At 74.6% G+C, this 16,765-nt stretch carries 19 protein-coding genes and 1 pseudogene; 12 read left to right on the top strand and 8 right to left on the bottom strand.

The features are described 5' to 3' along the window. The 5 genes and pseudogenes from IF27_RS20340 to IF27_RS20320 form a co-directional block, all read left to right on the top strand. Positions 1 to 98: pseudogene (locus tag IF27_RS20340) on the top strand (transglycosylase SLT domain-containing protein); the annotation flags it as partial. A 180-nt stretch (positions 99 to 278) separates the two neighbouring features. Continuing rightward, on the top strand, positions 279 to 1,340 hold the full coding sequence (locus IF27_RS20335; RefSeq protein ID WP_052851093.1) for an aldo/keto reductase: 1,062 nt from the start codon (positions 279 to 281) through the stop codon (positions 1,338 to 1,340). Between the two features lie 249 nt (positions 1,341 to 1,589). Further along, positions 1,590 to 2,315 (top strand): WXG100-like domain-containing protein, encoded by a 726-nt coding sequence (locus IF27_RS20330; RefSeq protein ID WP_052851121.1) that lies wholly within the window; start codon positions 1,590 to 1,592, stop codon positions 2,313 to 2,315. Positions 2,316 to 2,627: 312 nt separating this feature from the next. Further along, positions 2,628 to 3,488, top strand: coding sequence for a nucleic acid/nucleotide deaminase domain-containing protein (locus IF27_RS20325; protein WP_190233049.1), 861 nt, complete (start codon positions 2,628 to 2,630; stop codon positions 3,486 to 3,488). A gap of 88 nt (positions 3,489 to 3,576) precedes the next feature. Next, positions 3,577 to 5,724 (top strand): ATP-binding protein, encoded by a 2,148-nt coding sequence (locus tag IF27_RS20320; RefSeq protein ID WP_052851091.1) that lies wholly within the window; start codon positions 3,577 to 3,579, stop codon positions 5,722 to 5,724. A 16-nt stretch (positions 5,725 to 5,740) separates the two neighbouring features. On the opposite strand, the gene IF27_RS20315 is transcribed toward IF27_RS20320, so the two are convergent. The 3 genes from IF27_RS20315 to IF27_RS20305 all read right to left on the bottom strand — a co-directional run bounded on the left by IF27_RS20315 (position 5,741) and on the right by IF27_RS20305 (position 8,445). Then, positions 5,741 to 6,649 carry a ribonuclease Z gene (locus IF27_RS20315; protein WP_052851090.1) on the bottom strand — a complete coding sequence of 303 codons (909 nt, stop codon included), beginning with the start codon at positions 6,647 to 6,649 and terminating at the stop codon, positions 5,741 to 5,743. An 88-nt stretch (positions 6,650 to 6,737) separates the two neighbouring features. After that, a complete protein-coding gene (locus tag IF27_RS20310; RefSeq protein WP_052851089.1) occupies positions 6,738 to 7,097 on the bottom strand; it encodes a histidine triad nucleotide-binding protein in 360 nt (119 codons plus the stop codon). Positions 7,098 to 7,629: 532 nt separating this feature from the next. Further along, complete coding sequence (locus IF27_RS20305; protein WP_052851088.1) at positions 7,630 to 8,445, bottom strand: methyltransferase domain-containing protein; 816 nt, start codon at positions 8,443 to 8,445, stop codon at positions 7,630 to 7,632. 247 nt (positions 8,446 to 8,692) lie between these two features. Here IF27_RS20305 and IF27_RS20300 point away from each other — a divergent pair, with 247 nt between their 5' ends. Together IF27_RS20300 and IF27_RS20295 are read left to right on the top strand one after the other, a co-directional pair. Then, entirely contained in the window at positions 8,693 to 9,679 is a 987-nt protein-coding gene (locus tag IF27_RS20300; protein WP_052851087.1) for a hypothetical protein, read from the top strand. Between the two features lie 47 nt (positions 9,680 to 9,726). Continuing rightward, positions 9,727 to 10,254, top strand: a complete 528-nt coding sequence (locus tag IF27_RS20295) for a hypothetical protein (RefSeq protein ID WP_052851086.1) — start codon at positions 9,727 to 9,729, stop codon at positions 10,252 to 10,254. 48 nt (positions 10,255 to 10,302) lie between these two features. On the opposite strand, the gene IF27_RS20290 is transcribed toward IF27_RS20295, so the two are convergent. Both IF27_RS20290 and IF27_RS20285 read right to left on the bottom strand, forming a co-directional pair. Further along, a complete protein-coding gene (locus IF27_RS20290; RefSeq protein WP_052851085.1) occupies positions 10,303 to 10,740 on the bottom strand; it encodes a PPOX class F420-dependent oxidoreductase in 438 nt (145 codons plus the stop codon). 29 nt (positions 10,741 to 10,769) lie between these two features. Next, the gene (locus tag IF27_RS20285) at positions 10,770 to 11,702 is read right to left on the bottom strand and encodes an NAD(P)-dependent oxidoreductase (protein WP_110946069.1); all 933 of its coding nucleotides are present in this window, start codon (positions 11,700 to 11,702) and stop codon (positions 10,770 to 10,772) included. A 91-nt stretch (positions 11,703 to 11,793) separates the two neighbouring features. Here IF27_RS20285 and IF27_RS20280 point away from each other — a divergent pair, with 91 nt between their 5' ends. Beyond that, positions 11,794 to 12,198: a MerR family transcriptional regulator gene (locus IF27_RS20280; RefSeq protein ID WP_052851083.1), complete on the top strand. Its 405-nt coding sequence runs from the start codon at positions 11,794 to 11,796 to the stop codon at positions 12,196 to 12,198. On the opposite strand, the gene IF27_RS20275 is transcribed toward IF27_RS20280, so the two are convergent. Next, the gene (locus IF27_RS20275) at positions 12,170 to 12,622 is read right to left on the bottom strand and encodes a nuclear transport factor 2 family protein (RefSeq protein ID WP_223291126.1); all 453 of its coding nucleotides are present in this window, start codon (positions 12,620 to 12,622) and stop codon (positions 12,170 to 12,172) included. The two genes, IF27_RS20280 and IF27_RS20275, sit on opposite strands and share 29 nt — an antisense overlap. A 49-nt stretch (positions 12,623 to 12,671) precedes the next feature. On the opposite strand from IF27_RS20275, the gene IF27_RS20270 reads away from it, so the two are divergent. After that, positions 12,672 to 13,112: a MarR family winged helix-turn-helix transcriptional regulator gene (locus IF27_RS20270; RefSeq protein ID WP_052851120.1), complete on the top strand. Its 441-nt coding sequence runs from the start codon at positions 12,672 to 12,674 to the stop codon at positions 13,110 to 13,112. 47 nt (positions 13,113 to 13,159) lie between these two features. Continuing rightward, on the top strand, positions 13,160 to 13,801 hold the full coding sequence (locus tag IF27_RS20265) for a class I SAM-dependent DNA methyltransferase (protein ID WP_052851081.1): 642 nt from the start codon (positions 13,160 to 13,162) through the stop codon (positions 13,799 to 13,801). On the opposite strand, the gene IF27_RS20260 is transcribed toward IF27_RS20265, so the two are convergent. Further along, a complete protein-coding gene (locus IF27_RS20260; protein ID WP_052851080.1) occupies positions 13,782 to 14,129 on the bottom strand; it encodes a transcriptional regulator in 348 nt (115 codons plus the stop codon). The genes IF27_RS20265 and IF27_RS20260 overlap by 20 nt on opposite strands. Beyond that, complete coding sequence (locus IF27_RS20255) at positions 14,126 to 14,626, bottom strand: hypothetical protein (RefSeq protein ID WP_052851079.1); 501 nt, start codon at positions 14,624 to 14,626, stop codon at positions 14,126 to 14,128. The genes IF27_RS20260 and IF27_RS20255 overlap by 4 nt, the downstream gene beginning before the upstream one ends. A gap of 199 nt (positions 14,627 to 14,825) precedes the next feature. Between IF27_RS20255 and IF27_RS20250 the strand changes: the two genes are divergently transcribed. Beyond that, positions 14,826 to 15,608, top strand: a complete 783-nt coding sequence (locus IF27_RS20250; RefSeq protein WP_190233048.1) for a hypothetical protein — start codon at positions 14,826 to 14,828, stop codon at positions 15,606 to 15,608. A gap of 356 nt (positions 15,609 to 15,964) precedes the next feature. Next, entirely contained in the window at positions 15,965 to 16,738 is a 774-nt protein-coding gene (locus tag IF27_RS20245; protein ID WP_052851077.1) for a GDSL-type esterase/lipase family protein, read from the top strand. Positions 16,739 to 16,765: the final 27 nt, after the last annotated feature.

Genomic DNA, 16,765 nt, shown 5'->3' with positions numbered 1-16,765 from the left:
GCACCGACCCCTACGACCCCGTCGCCAACATCACCGCCGCCGCCAACTACGCCGCCGACCGCTACGGCTCCATGGACAACGTCAACAGCGCCTACTGACCAGAGGCACACAGCGCGGTCCCGCACGAAGCGCCCTCACCGGACGGTGGGGGCGCTTCCCCGTGCCCGGAGCACATCGCCGGGGCGCCGACACACGCGGGACGCGGCCTCCCGCGACGTACCGGACATATGCCGCACGATGCCAACGTCCGGTGATCAGAACACGACGAAGGAACCGCCTTGGCCGCACTCGACCACTACCGCACCCTGGGCCGTACCGGCCTGCGGATCAGCCCCTTGGCGCTGGGGACCATGACGTTCGGCGACCCCAGCTGGGGCGCCGACGACGAGACCTCGGCAGCCATCATCGACCGCTACCTGGACCAGGGCGGCAACTTCCTCGACTCCGCCAACGGCTACACCGAGGGCCGCTCGGAGCGGGTCGTCGGCGAGTACCTGCGGGCCCACCCGGGGCTGCGCGACCGGCTGGTGATCGCGACGAAGTTCGCCGGGAACATGCACCCGGGCGACCCGAACGGGGGCGGCGCGGGCCGCAAGGCGATCCTGCACCAGGTGAACGCGTCCCTCGAACGGCTCGGCACCGACTACATCGACCTGTACTGGCAGCACAACTGGGACCGCCACACCCCGCTCGAAGAGACGGTCGCCACGCTGGACGACCTGGTGCGCGCGGGAAAGGTCCGCTACTTCGGGCTGTCGGACACCCCGGCCTGGGCGGTGACGCGCGCCGCGACCGTCGCCGAGTTCCGCGGCTGGGCGCCGGTGGCGGCCATCCAGGTGGAGTACTCGCTGCTCCAGCGGACCGTGGAGAACGAGCTGTTCGGCGCGGCCCACGCGCTGGGGCTCGGCGTCACTCCCTGGAGCCCGCTGGCAGGCGGGGTGCTCACCGGGAAGTACACGCGCGACAACCCGAACCCGTCGGGTGCCGGGCGCAGTTCCCAGGTGTCCGCGAGCCTGACCGACCGCACCTTCGACCTGATCGACGGGCTCGGGCGCATCGGTGAGCGGCTGAACGCGCCGGTGGCCGCCGTGTCGCTGGCCTGGGTGCGGCAGCAGGCGCCCGTGACGGCGACCATCATCGGCGCCCGCCGCGTGGACCAGCTGGACGCGAACCTGGCGTCGCTCGACGTGACGCTCTCCGACGACGACCTGGCGGAGCTCGACCGGCTCAGCACGCCGGAGCTGGACTTCCCCGCCGACTTCCTGATCGACGTCGCGCTCAACTGGCAGCAGGCGGGCACGACGATCAACGGCGTGCGGTCAGAACCTCTCCGGCGCTGACACGGATTCCCCCCGGGCGCGGGACGGCGCCCGGGGGGTGACGTGCCCTGCCGGACCACGCATTCCGCCTCCCCCATTCACCGCTCCCCCCTCACCCGGCGGCAATTCCGGACGATCGACTTCCGCCCGAATGCACGAACGCGTCACGGAAATGCGGCGGCCCGGTATGCGCTCTTGGCCCGCGCGGCGCGCATTCGTACGATGCATGACGAGGGGTAGCGGGAAAGAACGTGTATCGGGGGGATGCACATGTCGATCAACTTACCCGGATGGCTCGCCGAGGTCGTGGACTGGCTGGGCTTCAACTGGCCCGACATCGACGAGGACGAACTCCGCGAGGCGGCGGATCATCTGCGCGCCTACGCGCGCGAGTGCCAGGACGCGCAGGACGTGACGCACGGGGTCGTCACCCATGAGCTGGCCGAGGTCTACCGGGCGGGCTCCTATCTCGCGCTGGCCGACCTGTGGGGCAGGCAGTCGTCGGGACACATGCACGCGCTGGTCGAGGGCTGCGAGTTGCTCGCCGACGGGCTGGACGCCGCCGCGCTCGCCGTCGAGGGCATGAAGTACCGGTGCATCACGCAGCTCGGGATCGCGGCGGGGCAGATGGCCGCCGCGCTGGCGGCGTCGGCGGCCACGTTCGGGCTGGCCTCCGGCGGGGCGGTGGCGGCGCAGCAGTTGCAGCGGCGCCTGGTGAACGAGATCATCGAGCGCTTCGAGGAGGAGGCGGTCGGCGCGCTCGTGGACGGGGTGATCGGCCCGGTGCAGGACCAGATCGCGACGGCCGTGGCGGGGCTGGTGCGGGAGGAGGCGTCCGAACTCGCCGCCGGTGAGCCGCTTCCGGCGCTGCGGCTGAACACCGACGACATGCGGACCTTCGGGGCCGCCATCTCGGTGCAGGCGGAGGCGAGCCTGTCGGCGGGGCAGACCTTCGCGTCGCGGATCTCCGGCCTGACCTTCGTGACCGGCGGATGACGCCGCGGGAGGCGCGTCCGGCGGCGTGACGGACCTTCCGGTCGCGGTCGGGGCGAGGCGGCGAATTCCCGCCGGGCGACGTGCCTTTCGAGGTGATCGGCGGATTTCCCTTTCTCACCGCTCGGCGCTCCGCGGGGAATTGGGGGGCGCCCTGCCGGGGCCATCGATCGCGCGCTTTGGCGTGAGAGGAGGGGAAAGCGTGAACACCGCTCGCCGGTGAGGGATTTGTTCACGGAGTTCGGCGCGGGGGGCGGGCGATAGGATGAGCCGAACGGTGGGGCAGCGAGCCAAGGGGACAGTATGAGCGCCGACATGTCGGATCTTCCGGGCAGGCTGGTCGCGCGGTTCGGGCAGGAAGGGCTCCGCCGGATCGACACGTCAGGCGCGGCCTCCCCGCCCGGGGTCTCCGCGCTGCTGGCCGAGGTCGGGGTTCCGCGCCAGGTCGGCCCGTACTTCGTCTCGGACGAAGGCCCGGTGGCGCTCGGCGAGTTCCGGCGCTCCGTCGGCGCCACGGTGCCCGAGGACGAGCGGGCGCGCTGGCCGCGTATCGGCTCCGACCGGGGCGCGGACCTGTGCGTGGACGGGGACGGCGGGGTGCGCGCCGAGTACGCGGGCGCCGAGGGTCCCGGGCCGCTCGTCAACCGGTCCCTGGACGCGTTCCTCGAATCGCTGCTCGCCCTGGACGAGGGGCTGTCCTCCCTGGCGTCCACCGAGTCGGTCCCCGAACAGGCCGAGCTGGTGAGGGCGTTGCTGCGGCGGCTGTCCGTCGCCGACCCCGGGCCTGCGGAGGCGGCGGACTCCTGGTGGCTGGCCGTGCTCCAGGACGTCAGGCACACGATGATGCAGGCGGCGTACGCGGCGTTCGAGGTCCTCGACGCCGAGGGGCTGCCGCAGATCCTCACCTCGTCCGGCGGGCTGTGCCTGCATCCGGAGGAGCGGCTGTGGGAGGAGCTGCGGGCGTCGGGTGTGAAGCCGGGCCAGGTGCGGAAGGTCTACACGGAGCTGGAGGCGTGCTTCCTGCCGGGCCACTACTGCTCGTTGTGGCTGGCCGAGGTCTTCCCCGACGCGGAGTTCACCCACAGCTTCCCGTACGACGGCACGGCGCAGGAGCGTGAGGAAGGCTTCGTGGCGCTGCTGCGTGAGGCGGCGGCACGGCGCGCGTCGGAGGGCTGAGGGGGCGCGCGGCCCTGCGCCGCCGGACGCGCGCCTGACCGCAGAACAGCGGGCCGCGGAGAACCGGGCCGCAGAACAGGAGTGCGTCATGCCCGACGCGTCGTCCTCCGGCGCTCCCCTGGCGGCGGGCCGTGGCCCCGCCGGGCGGGCGCTGGTCGGCTGGGCCACGGACCCCGGCGCCGAACGGCTCTGCCTGGTCAGCGGCTCGCGCGGGATCGGGAAGAGCCATCTGCTGGCCTGGTTCGTCGCGCACGGCGCGGACCGTCCGGCCACGCGCGTCCACGCCGTCCTCCCGGCGGCCGGGCGGACGCCGGGGCCGCTGGTGTGGGAGCTGGCCCACCAACTGGGCCACCGGGCGCGGTCGGTGGCCGACCTGCTGGCGCGGGTGGCCCGCGACGCGCGCCCGTCGCTGATCGCCGTGCCCGACCTCCATCAGGCGGTGGCCAGGGAGCGGCGGACGGGGACGCGGCTGGTGGCCGACGTCCTGGAGCCGCTGCTCCACCTCCCGTGGGTCCGTGTCGTCGCCGAGGTGCGCGACGCGGCGGCGAGCGGCTTCGACGCCCAGGCGGCCGTCATCGACCTGGACGACCCCCGCATGACCGACCCCGACGCCTACGCCGCCTGGTACGACGGGCTCGCGCCGGGCCCCGTACCGGCCGCCGCCGCGTACCCGTTCCCGGCGCTGGGCCACCTGGCGGCGCGGATACCGGGCGCTGCGGGACTCGGCGGAGCCGCCGCCGAGGGCGAGGAGGCGGTACGACGGCTGTGCGGCGCGTGGTGGGACGGTCTCGACGCGGCGGTCCGCCGGGCCCTCGGCACCCTCGCGCGGACCAGGGGGCCCCTCGACCTGGCCACCTGGCGCGCGCTGCACGCGGCGGCGTTCCCTGGGGAGCCCGGCGCGGCCGACGCCGTGACGGAGGCGGCGCGTGCCCTGGGCGGCCGGTCGTTCCGGCTGCCGGTGCCCTTCCTGGCCGAACTCGCCGCGCCCGCCGCCCCCGAGGGGCTGTTCGACGCGCTGCTCTCGCTCGTGCCGGTGGACTCGCGTGGCGTGCCGGACTGGGCGGGCGCGCCCGGCTACGTCCTGGAGCATGTCGCGGGCCACGCCGGGACGGGTGAGGAGGCGGCGCGGCTGCTGAGCGACCCGGGGTTCCTCGTCCACGGGGCGCCTGGCGACATCAGCGGGCTCCTCGACCGCCGGGGGGTGCCGACGCCGGGGGCGCTGCGGTCGGTGTGGGGCGTGGCGGCGCCCGCGCTGGACGAGGCGGGCACCGGGCTCGCCGAACGCGCGGCCGTCCTCCATGCCGCGGCGCTGCCGCGGGCGCCGCGGCTGGCCGAGCTGCTCGCCCCGGCCGCGGGGCGCCACGCCGTCGTCGCGCGGTGGTCCCTCGTGCGGGCGAGCGCGGGTGTCGGCGACGGCCCGGCGAAGGGCGAGCGCTGGCCGGGCGCCGTCCGGGCCCTGGCCCTCGGACCGGCCGGGCATGGCGGGCCGGACGAGGAGCCGTGGGTCCTCGCGGCCGACCCGCTGGGGCAGTTGCGGCGGCTGGACGTCGGCAGCGGCGTGACGACGGGCCGCGTCGGGGGCGCGCCCGCCGGGCCGGTGCGCGGGCTCGCCCCGCTGCCCGGCGGCTCCTGGGCCGCGCTCGATCCCTCGGGCGCCGTACGCCGCGTGCCGGACGACGGGGGGCCGCCGCTCGTGCCGCACGGCGCCCTGGACCCCGGGCGGGCGGCGCTCACCTGTCTGGCGGGCGACGCTGAGGCGGGGCTGCTGGCCGTCGGCGACGCCTCCGGAACGGTGTCGGTCCGCGCGCCGGACGGAAGCGGGACGGTGAGGCTGACGGCCGGGTTGACGGACGCGCCGCTGACCGCCGTCTGCTGTCTGGCCCTGGGCAACGGCCGGGCCCTGGTGATCGCGGCGGCGGAGGACGGGCGGGTGGTCCTGTGGGGGCCGCCTGGACCGCCGTCGGACGTGCCTGTGGCGCGCCGTGACGCGGTGCCGCGGGCGCTCGCCGCGACCCGTGCGGCGGGCGGCGTCGTGTGCGTGACCGCCTGGGCCGACGGGCTGGTCGAGCTGCGGAGCCTGCCCGCCGGGGGACGGCTGTCGTTCCGCGCCCACCATGACGTCGCGGCCGTCGCGCTCTCCCCCGGCGGCATGCTGGTCGGGGCGGGGGACGAGGCCGTGACGGGCTGGCAGTGCGACCTGTCGCGTCTTGAGGTCCCGGAGGGCGGCGAGGGGTAGGACGCCGCCCGCGCCGTCAGCGGCGGGCGGGGACGGGGACGCGGGTCAGGTCCTCGGCGATCGTCAACTCGCCCGCGTAGCCGGCCTCCCGCGCCTCGCGGGCGAAGGCGGCGGGGTCGGCGTAGCGCTGGGAGAAGTGGGTCAGCACGAGGTGGCGGACGCCTGCCCCGGCGGCCACGCGGGCGGCCTGGGCCGCCGTGAGGTGACCGTACTCGTGGGCGAGGGCGGCGTCCGCGTCGAGGAACGTGGACTCGATCACGAGCATGTCGCAGCCCTCCGCCAGGGCGTACACGCCGTCGCACAGGCGGGTGTCCATCACGAACGCGAAGCGCTGTCCGCGCCTGACCTCGCTCACCTCGGCGAGGGTGACGCCGCGCAGGGCGCCGTCCCGCTGGAGTCGGCCCACGTCCGGGCCCTTGATGCCGCGCGCGGCGAGCCGTGCGGGCAGCATGCGGGTGCCGTCCGGTTCTGTGAGGCGGTAGCCGAAGCAGTCCACGGGGTGCGAGAGCCGGTGGGCGGTGAGGGTGAACGCGGCGGGGCTGTCGGCCAGCACGCCGTCCTCGGCCACGGGGCGCGGCTCGATGCGCGCGGTCTCGTGGTAGGCCGTGGAGTAGCGCAGGCGCTCGAAGTAGGCGGCGCCGCTTGCCGGATGGTGTACGTACACCGGGTGCGGGACGCGGTCGAGGCTGATGCGCTGGAGGACGCCGGAGAGGCCGAGCGAGTGGTCGCCGTGGAAGTGGGTGACGCAGACGCGGGTGAGGGAGTGGGCGGTGACTCCGGCGTGCGTCATCTGCCGCTGGGTGCCCTCGCCCGGGTCGAACAGGATCGTCTCGTCGTCCCAGCGCAGGGCGTACCCGTTGTGGTTGCGGTGCCGCGTCGGCACCTGGCTCGCCGTGCCGAGGACGATCAGTTCACGGGGTGACACCGCTCATGGGCCTTCCGGGCCGGGGGTGGGAGGGGGCCGCTTCGCCGGGTGTGCCGGGGCCGCCGCGCGGCGGCCCCGACGTGGGGCGTCACCCGGGGGGCCACTCCAGGCCGCGTCCGCCGAGGACGTGGGCGTGCGCGTGGAAGACGGTCTGGCCCGCGCCGCCACCGGTGTTGAAGACGATGCGGTAGCCGGTGTCGCTGACCTTGTCCTGCACGGCGACCTCGCGCGCCTCGCGCACGACGTCGGCCAGGACCTCGGGCGACGCGGCGGCCAGCGCGGCGGCGTCGGGGTAGTGGGCCCGGGGGATCACCAGCACGTGCGTGGGCGCCTGGGGGTTGATGTCGCGGAACGCGACGGTGGTGTCCGTCTCCCGGACGATCGTGGCCGGGACGTCACCGGCGACGATCTTGCAGAACAGGCAGTCGGCCTGCGGTTCTCCCGGCATGGCGTACGTGCTCTCCTCGGGCGTCGGGGTCCGTTGCGCTACGCCCGGGATGCTACCGCCACCGGAGCGGCGCCCCCGCCCGTGCACGCGGGGGCGTCGCCGTCCGGGGGGAGGGAGCGGCGGTCGGCCGAGGGCCGTCCGGCCGCTCCGTGGCCGGTGGTTCACGTACGCGCCGCCGCGTCCCGCCGGGGACGGGTGTGGTCCGCGGACGCGCCCGTTCCCGCACAGGCGGTGGTCGCACGTCACGGCCTGGGCTGCCGGTCCCGGCGTCGTGGCGCGCGCCGGGGCGACGGTGCGTGGTCGGTGTCTCCCCTTTCCCCTCCTCTGTGGTGGCCGTGTCGCCATGGCGACACGGTGTCCTTGGCCCTCGTCGCCGACCGGGCGCCGGTCCCGGCGGGTCAGGCGCGCACCCTCCCGCGCACCCTCCCGCGCGCCCTCCCGGGCGCCCGCCTCGGTGACGGCGGACACGGCCGCGTGGACAGGGAACTCCCCGCGCTCTCCTCCTCGGCCCACCGCTCACGGGCGCGGGCGGTCACGTCAGCACGTCATGGGACTCCCCGTCCTGTCGCGGCCCGGCCGCGCGGCGCACGCGGAGCACGTCGTTGGCGTGCCCGATGGCGTAGCCGCCGCCCGGCCGGGAGAAGTGGCCACGGACGTAGGCCGCCAGGTCCGCGCGGTCCGGGCGTATCTCCATGGCGGCGAGCTGCGGGACGTTCAGCATGAACTCGGCGGCCTCCCAGGCCGCCGCGTCCGTCGCGGCCCGGTAGGTGGCGGGCAGCGTCCGCAGCGAGACGTCGCCGACGAGTCCGTCACCCGAGGCAGCCAACTCGTCCGCGAGGGCCGCCAGATCCATCCGCACGCCCGTGAACTCCCGCACCATGCGCATGCAGTCGTCCTCCGGGTTCTGGAGCAGGACGACCAGTTCCCGCCCCGGCTTGACCCAGCCGAGCAGCCGCAGCACCGTCTCCCGCCACTCCTGCGGCGGCAGGTAGTAGAGGACGTGGGAGAAGAGCGCGAAGTCGGCCCGCAGGTCGAGCCCGGCGCGCAGCACCGGGTCGGTCACGATGACGGCGGTCGGGCAGGCGCTGCGCAGCCTGGCGCGCAGGTGCGCCCCCGGTTCGACGGCGACGGTCGCCGCGAAGTACGGCGCGAGGTGGCGCGTCGTCACCCCCTCCCCCGCCCCGGCGTCGAGCCACACGCCACGCTCCGGCAGGGCCGTCACGATGTCCGTGAGGTACGGATGCACCGCCGCCTTCTCGTCCGTCCCCGCGAGGAACGCCTCGAACACCCGCCGGAACCGCTCGTCCCCGACGTCGATGACCCGCACCGGGCCCGTGAACCCGTCCATCTCCCCGCCCCCCTGCACCCTGTACGCCCCGCTGTCGCATGACTACGCAACGCTAACACTGCGTCACCGTCTCCACCAGAGGCGCACAGGAGTCACACCACCCCCTCCAGGCGTACGCCGCCGCACCCCGGCGTACGCCCCCCTCGGCGGACGGCACGTCAGGCGCCTGCCGCACGGGCCCGACGCACCGCGCCACGACCGGAGTTCGTAGGATCGGCCGATCATCGAATGGACAGGGGGCACGCCGGTGCGGCGCGCGTACGTGGGACTGGTCGCGGGCGTGGCCGGTGCCGCCCTGATCGCGGGCGCGCTGCTGTGGTGGCCGCGCGAGGAGCCCGACCGCGCCGAGGGCCGCTGCCAGGACGTCGTCCCAATGGAGGCTGCGCGCGACCACCAGGGCGGCGGGCGGGTGGAGATCCGCGAGGGCTACGCCCCGGACGTGGACCCGCTCTTCGGGCGCGGCTTCCAACTGCTCTGCTGCGGAGCAGAGTTAGAGGTGGATCTCCAGCCCGCCGCCGTCACCGCGATCCCGGCGCACGCGGGGGACTACAGCGGCAACCCCGTCGGCCACGGCTGGCGGGGCACCGTCTCCTCGCCCCAGGACACGGGCGGCGCACGGGTCGTCCTGCTGCTGGACTGCGCGACGCAGCCGGGCGGCGGGCTGCTCCTGTCCGTCCTGGGGCAGGACCCGACCGACGTGTCGCAGGAACGCTACGACGCGCTCGCCATGACGGCGGGCCGGATCGCCGAGCGGATCGACGCCGCCTGGGGCTGCGACGGCGAACTGCCCGCCCTCCCGGGGGACATCGACCTGACGCCCCCCACGGAACGGGGCCCGGCGGAGGCGGAGGGCACGTGCGCCGGGCTTGACGAGCACACGAGCCGACTCGGCGTGACCGGCGTCCGGGAGACCGTGGCGGGCGCGACGCTGAGCGAGTCGTGCGTGCTGGAGATCGGTGACCTGGAGATCGGTGACACCACCGTCTCCCTGGCCGCCCATTACGGCCCGGCCGCCGTCATCGAACGGAACGACGACCACCGCTTCGCGTCGGCGCCCGCCCGCACCGAGCGGGAGTGCGGCGGCGCCCTCGGCACGGCGTACTTCACGGCCACCACGTACGCCCCGGCGAACACGGCACCGGGCGCCGTGCCGCTGCGCAGCGAACTGACCCCGCTGCTCGCCGCGTTCGCCGAGCTGTCCGCCGAACGGCACGGCTGCGGCGCCGCGTCCTGACGCTAGTATCCGGAGTCGCGCAACGAACGTACGAGCGAGGGCGGTTCATGACCACGCGCCTGGGGCCTCTGGAACTGGTCGGCGACCGGTGGACGGTCGGGGATCCGGAACGGACGGGCGGCTCGTGCTTCGTCCTCACCCCGGACGGCCTGGAGCGGCGCCCAGGCGGGGCGACAAGAGCCGCGCCCGCCGTCATCCCGTGGTCCCGTTTCCTCGTGCTGCACCTGCGCGCGACCCGGCAGGGCTGGATGGCGACCCGGCCCATGGGCATGCTGAACGGCGCGGGCTACGGCACGGTCGGCGGGCCGACCGCCTGTTCCATGGCGGGCGTCCTGCGCGACCCGTACGCGTACTGGTCGGAGAACTACGCCCACCACAGGCGGCCTTACGACCACAAGGACATCTACCTCGCGGGCCATCTGTTCCCCGTCGCGGTCAAGGCGGGGGCCGCCCGGCTGCTCGGCGATCCGGAGTGGGTCGGCGAGGCGGTGGCGCGGCTGGCGGAACTGCGCGGGCAGCCGTACGCGGCGGCCGGTCGGGAGGCGACCGGCCTGATGCGTCAGCTCGTCGCCTGACGTCGCCACCCGACGCCGCCGCCCGCCCTTCCCGCCGCCGCGCCCGCGTCAGCCGATGTCCGCGCCGTAGGCGTGCGCGACCGGCATCACCATCAGGACGCGCCGGTCGGACACCATCACCGACCGGTACTCGTCCCAGTCCGGGTGTTCCCCGGCGGCGCGCCGGTAGTAGTCCACCAGCGCCTCCACCTCGGGGCCGTGCGGGTCGGTGCCGGGGCCGACGAGCCGGGCCGTGCCCTCGACGGTGGCCCAGGCCCGGCCGTCCGGCCGGGTGACCTCCAGGGTGGCGCGCGGATCGCGGCGCAGATTCGCCGTCTTGGCGCGCCCCTCGGTCATGGAGACGTAGAGGGTGTCGGCCTCCCGGTCGTACCAGGGCTGGACGGGCGACAATTGCGGGCGGCCGTCCGCCTTGATCGTCGCGAGGACGCCGAGGCGGCTGTCCGCGAGCAGGGCGCGGGGGTCGAACGGTGTCGTGGTCGAGGTCATGTCGGACCCAATTCCTCGCGAGGGGCCGGTTATTCCTCGGGCTGCTCCGAACGGGGCGCGCCAGGTCGGCCCGGCGCCGGATTCCTGAACTCCTCGATCAGCGCCGCGTAGCTGTCGCCCCCGTGCCCCCCGGCCACGGCCCGGTCGGCGAAGCCCGCGACGAGGCGCGGCAGTTCGGTGCTCACGCCCAGGGCCTCGCTCTCCAGGACCAGGTTCCGCATCGACGTGAGGTGGGTGCCGAGCGTCGCGTCGAGCACGGGATACCCGCCCGCGTCGATCTGCCGCGCGTGGTCGGCGAGCCAGCCGGTGACGGCCTCGGCGCCCTGGCGCGCGTACGGGACGAAGGCGCCCGCGTCCACCCCCGCCGCGCCGAGGAGGGCCGCGCCCTGGAGGAAGCCGTTCAGCGTGCTCCACATCAGCGCCATCACCGCCATCTCGTGCAGCGCGACGAGGCCGTGGTCCTCGCCGAGATGGGTCGTCCCGCCCGCGAGGGCCGACAGGACGGGCCGGTGCGGCTCCAGCGCCTGACGCGGGCCGCAGACGACGACGTGCGCGGCGGGCGTGCCGACCTCCTGCGGCGTGGCCATGATGCCGCCGTCGAGGTACGCGGCCCCGCGCGCGGCGGCCCAGGCGGCGGTCTCTCGGGCCTGGGCCGGGGTGCCCGAGGTGAGGTTGACGAGGGTGTGGCCGTCGAGGGCCGCGCCGTCCAGCGGGGCGAGCAGGTCGTGCAGGGCGTCGTGGTCGCTGACGCAGAAGACGACGAGCGGGGCGGCCGTCACCGCGTCGTGCACCGAGGGGGCGAACAGCGCGCCCTCGGCGAGGAGTTCGTCGGCCTTGGAGGCCGTGCGGTTCCAGACGGTCGTGCGGTGTCCGGCGCGCAGGAGGGCGGCGGCCAGCGCCCGCCCCATCAACCCCAGGCCGACGACCGTCACGGCGGTGCGTCCGCCCTCGTCGTTCCCCATCGTCCCCATCGTCCTCATCCCTTTCGGCAGGTGGTGGTGCTGGCAGAATCGTCAGCCTTCACACCGGTATGAAGGTCAAGGGGAGACGGACGTGCTGATAGGCGAGTTGACCCGGCGGACCGGGGTCCCGGCGCACCGGCTGCGCTACTACGAGGCGCAGGGCCTGCTGGAGCCCGCGCGCGGGGCGAGCGGCTACCGCGAGTACGGCGACGACGCCGTGACGACGGTGACGCAGATCAGGAAGCTCCTCGACGCCGGGCTGTCCACCCAGGACATCGCCTACCTGTTGCCCTGCGCCACCGGCACCGCACCCGAACTCAAGCCCTGCCCGGAGCTGTTGACCGCGCTGCGGGAGCGGGCCGACGGTCTCGACGAGCGCATCGACACGCTCAGCCGTTCGCGCTCGGCGCTGCACGCGTACATCGACCGGACGGAGCGCGCGGTCGCCGCGGGCGGCGGGCCCGGCGTCAGTTCTCCTGCGTCCAGGCGAGCGTGAGGCGCATCTCCCTGAACCGCCAACCCGCCGGGGTCCGCACGACGGTGTAGGCCGCGCGGAGCCCGCTGGTGCGGTGCGGCGCCTCGCCGTCCCGGAAGAAGTAGGCGATCTGGTTCGCGATGGCCGTCGCGCGGTCGCCGTCGAGGTTCACCAGCACATCCGCGTGCACGTGCTGGGTGAGCACGCCGTCGGCCCCGCTCTCCCTCAGATGGGCGATCACCTCGGCGAGGCCGTGCAGCTCACCGTGCGGCGAGTGTGTCTCGATGTCGTCGTGGAAGACGGTGCCGGCGTCCTCGGGGCGACGCTCGTCCAGCAGGCTGGCCAGGCGGGCGAACAGGTCGGTGATCTCGGCTCGGTCGGCGATCAGGTCGGCGGTGGGCATGACGGCTCCTTCGACGGTGGTGCGCATGATGGTGGCACCCACACTACGAGCGGAGTGTGGGTCGCGCCAACACCTCGGTAGGATGGCCGCCATGGACGGGACTCCCGAACGCCTCACGGCGAAGCCGAGTTGGCTGATCAGCCAACTGGCCGTGCACGCCCGCCGGATGGCGTTCGACGGCTTCGCCGCCGCCGGGGCGCGCGGCTACCACTACCGCATCCTCGCGGCGTTGCACGAGTTCGGGCCCGCGAGCCAGGCCCAGCTCGGCCGCCGGTGCCGCGTGGACCGCAGCGACGTCGTGACGGCCCTTGGCGAGCTGGTCGAGCGGGGTCTCGTGGACCGGACGCCGGACCCGGAGCACGGGCGCCGCAACAGGGTCACGCTCACCGGCGAGGGCCTGAAGCAGCTGCGGCGCATGGACGAGCTGCTGGACCGCGTGCAGGACGACCTGCTCCAGGGGCTGTCGGCCGACGAGAGGCGGACGCTGACCGGCCTGCTCAGCCGGGCCCTCGCCCGGCACGAACCGGGCTGACCACCGCCCTCGTCCACCCCGGGAGGCGCACCATAGGATCCTCCCCCGTGACCGGATCCCCCTCGCACCTCGCCGTGACGGCGGACGCCTACGACGCGCTCGCCCCCGTCTACGCCGACTTCGTCCGCAACGCGCTGGACGCCCTGCCGCTGGACCGCTCGGTGATCGCCGCGTTCGCCGAGCTGGTGCGCGCGGGCGGCCCGGGGCCCGTGGCCGAACTGGGCTGCGGCCCCGGCCAGATGACCGCGCACCTGCGGGATCTCGGCCTCGACGCGTTCGGCATCGACCTGTCGCCGGTGATGATCGACCTGGCCCGTGCGGCGTACCCGGAGCTGCGGTTCGAGGTCGGCTCCATGGACGCGCTGGACGTGGCCGACGACACGCTGGAGGGCGTGCTCGCCTGGTACTCGATCATCCACGCCCCACCGGGCGACGTACCGGCGTACGTGGCCGAGTTCCGCCGCGTCCTCGCGCCGGGCGGCCATCTCCTGCTGGGGTTCTTCGAGTCGGAGGGCGGCCCCGTCGAGGCGTTCGACCACAAGGTGACGACCGCCTACCGGTGGCCGATCGACGCGCTCGCCGGGACGGCGCGGGACGCCGGGTTCGTGGAGGTCGGCCGGATGCTGCGCGAGCCGGGCGAGGACGAGCGGTTCCGCCGGGGCCACCTGCTCATGCGCCGGGAGGACTGACCGCCCGCGCCTCGGTCACCGCCGGTGGTCCGACGATGGCCCGCAACGCGGCGATGTGCCCCTGGTAGGCACGTCTGCCCCGGTCGGTCAGACGCAGCCACACGCGCTGGCGCGTGTCGCGCACGGCCTTGCGCTGCTCGACGTACCCGGCGTCCATCAGCACGGTGACGTGCTTGCTCAGGACGGAGGCGGAGACGGCCAGTTGCTTCTGCACAAGGCTGAACTCCGCCTCGTCCGCCGCGTCCAGCAGGGCGCAGATCCGCAGCCGGTTCGGGGCGTGGACGGTGGCGTCGAAGCCCGCCGTCACGTCCTCGCCCGGGGCGCTCACGCGGCCTGCCGGTGCGGGCGGTGCAGCCGGACGAAGACGCGGTGGAAGGCGAGCGAGGTGGCGGCGGCGATCAGCGAGGCCGCGACGAGCCAGCCGGGCCACCCGGTGGCCCGGAAGGCCACCGGTGCCCCCACGAGCACGGCGGGCAGGACGACGAGGAGCGGGAGCAGCAGCCGCTTCGGCAGGACGTCGTAGCGCAGGGCCACACCGGTGTCCTCCCGCCATCGCCTGGCCGCGACGGCGAAGAGCGCCAGGAAGACGACGGTGGTCGCCGCCATCAGGGCCCTCCAGGCGGGGTGCGGCACGAGCCAGTCGGAGTCGGCCAGGGCCGCGCCCGAGGTGAAGGGGAAACTGGCGAGGTAGAGCGCCAGCGTGACGGCGAACCAGGTCGGCCACGGCGTGGCGGACAGTGCGGCGGTGGCGGCCTTGACCTGCTCGGCCTCGGCGAGCGCGGCGAGCGCCTCCTCGGGTGTGGGGCGCGCTTCTTCTGTTTCCATGACGGAAAGAATAGCCATGGCTTTCCGGAGTGGCAAGACAGGAGTTTCCGGTACGGCAACTCACGCTGCGCACACGCCGGGAGCGGCGTCCCCCGGGGCGCCGCCGGGCCCTGGCGTACGGAAGGCCCGTCCAACGCTTGTACGATCAAAGGGCTGGTGTCGCGGGGGCGCCAGGCACGTACGTCAAGGGGGTAACACCATGTCATCGAAGACGCGCCGGGTGTGTGCGGCGATCGCCGTGGCGGGGCTCGCCGTGCTGACCGCGGCCTGCGGCGGGGACGGCGACGACGGCCCGGAAGCGGGCGGCGGGGCGAACGGCGGCGCGGGGTCGCTTGAGGGGCTGTCGGCCCAGGAGGTCTCGGACCGCGCCCAGGAGGCGCTCCTGTCGGTCGAGTCCATGCGGATGGCGACCGTCGGCGAGGCCGGGATCGGAGGCACCACCCTCGACCTGCACCTCGACCTGGCCGGGTCCTGCGAGGGCTCGGTCGGGGTCCCGGGCACGGGCTCGGTGGAGATCCTGATGCGCGGCGAAGAGGTCTGGATGAAGCCGGACGCCGAGTTCTGGCGCACCGGCCTCGGCACCACGGACCCGGCGGCGATCGAGATCCTGGACGGCCGGTGGCTGTACGGCGACACCACCGATCCTGAGCTGGCCGACATGGTCGGCGTCTGCGCGCTGGAGGACTTCCTGTCCGGGGTCTCGGAGGACTCGGACGAGCCCGAGGAGCTGACGCTCGGGGAAGCCACCGAGCACAACGGCGTCCCGGCCGTCACGCTGGAGGGCAACGGCCCCGAAGGGGCGATGACGATGCTGGTCGCCACCGAGGGTGAGCCGTACCCGCTGCTGATCGCCGGGGAGAGCGAGGGCGTCACGACCGAGGTCGAGCTGAGCGCCTTCAACGAGCCGGTCGAGTTCGAGGAGCCCCCGGCCGCCCACATCCTGGACGTGTCGGACTTCCGCGCGGGCGACCTCGCCGCGTGACCTGCCGGTCCGACGCGTCGGGCCGACCCTGACCACCGGACCACCGGCCAACCGCCCCCGGGTGCCCTCGGCGCCCGGGGGCGGAGTCGTGCCCGGGAACGGTCCCACGGGGGGCGGTTGACCCGGCCAGGGCCGCGCGGCACCGGGGCGGCACTGGTGTTCGGTGAGGGTGCGCGGGATTGAACGAGGCCCGCGGCGGCTAGCTACCGTGCGGAGAACGAGGCCCGCGTCACTTCGCGTCCGCCAACCCGGCGGCGGCTGGCCCGAGTTCCGCACACACCCCCGTTCCCGGGGACCCCGCCCGCCCGGCGCCGCGCTCCGTCACGGCCCGGCTCGATCACGATCGGTGAGCATCGGTGCTGAGAAAGTCACTGAAGGTCGTCGTCGCCCTCCTGACGGCGGCGCTCGGCCTGGCCTGGGGCGTCGCCGCCCCGGCGTCCGCCGCCGAGGCGCGCGCCCATGTCGCGCCCACGCCCCTGCGGTTGATGCCGCTCGGCGACTCGATCACGTACGGCTCCGGCAGCAGCACGGGCGACGGCTACCGCGCGCCCCTGTGGAACGCCCTGGCGGCGGACGGCCACGCGCCCGACTTCGTCGGCGGCGTCCGCTCAGGCAGCATGCCGGACGCCGACCACGAGGGCCATTCCGGCTGGCGCATCAGCCAGATCGCGTCCCTCGCCGACGCGTCCCTCGCCACCCACCGCCCGAACGTCGTCACCCTGAAGATCGGCACCAACGACCTCAACAGGAACGACGACGTGCCGAACGCCCCCGCCCGGCTCAGCGCGTTGATCGACCAGATCGTGACGGCGGCCCCCGACGCGACCGTCCTCGTCGCCTCGCTCGTCGTCTCCACCAGCCCCACCCTGGAGACGCACCGGGCCGCGTTCAACCGGCAGATCCCCGGCATCGTCGCGGCGAAGCAGGCGGCGGGCCACCACGTCCGCCACGTGGACATGAGTGCCCTGACCGGCGCGGACCTGGCCGACAGCCTGCATCCCAACGACTCCGGCTACCGCAAGATGGCCGACGCCTTCCGCGCGGGCATCCACGCCGCCGAGGCGGACGGCTGGCTCCGCCCCCCGTCACCCCTGGACGGACAGTCGCCGCGCCCCGCCCTCGTCGGCTAGCGGACCACCGGCCGGTCAATTCCCGTA

The organism is Streptomyces avicenniae (assembly GCF_000719135.1).
Lineage (GTDB): Bacteria > Actinomycetota > Actinomycetes > Streptomycetales > Streptomycetaceae > Streptomyces > Streptomyces avicenniae.
This window is presented reverse-complemented; position numbering and strand designations above follow the sequence as displayed.

Bases quoted from the DNA above. Each gene is read 5' to 3' on its own strand.
- IF27_RS20330 (WP_052851121.1), top strand. From the start codon at position 1,590: ATGTCGATCAACTTACCCGGATGGCTCGCCGAGGTCGTGGACTGGCTG.
- IF27_RS20325 (WP_190233049.1), top strand. From the start codon at position 2,628: ATGTCGGATCTTCCGGGCAGGCTGGTCGCGCGGTTCGGGCAGGAAGGG.
- IF27_RS20320 (WP_052851091.1), top strand. From the start codon at position 3,577: ATGCCCGACGCGTCGTCCTCCGGCGCTCCCCTGGCGGCGGGCCGTGGC.
- IF27_RS20310 (WP_052851089.1), bottom strand. From the start codon at position 7,097: ATGCCGGGAGAACCGCAGGCCGACTGCCTGTTCTGCAAGATCGTCGCC.
- IF27_RS20305 (WP_052851088.1), bottom strand. From the start codon at position 8,445: ATGGACGGGTTCACGGGCCCGGTGCGGGTCATCGACGTCGGGGACGAG.
- IF27_RS20295 (WP_052851086.1), top strand. From the start codon at position 9,727: ATGACCACGCGCCTGGGGCCTCTGGAACTGGTCGGCGACCGGTGGACG.
- IF27_RS20290 (WP_052851085.1), bottom strand. From the start codon at position 10,740: ATGACCTCGACCACGACACCGTTCGACCCCCGCGCCCTGCTCGCGGAC.
- IF27_RS20285 (WP_110946069.1), bottom strand. From the start codon at position 11,702: ATGGGGAACGACGAGGGCGGACGCACCGCCGTGACGGTCGTCGGCCTG.
- IF27_RS20270 (WP_052851120.1), top strand. From the start codon at position 12,672: ATGGACGGGACTCCCGAACGCCTCACGGCGAAGCCGAGTTGGCTGATC.
- IF27_RS20255 (WP_052851079.1), bottom strand. From the start codon at position 14,626: ATGGAAACAGAAGAAGCGCGCCCCACACCCGAGGAGGCGCTCGCCGCG.
- IF27_RS20250 (WP_190233048.1), top strand. From the start codon at position 14,826: ATGTCATCGAAGACGCGCCGGGTGTGTGCGGCGATCGCCGTGGCGGGG.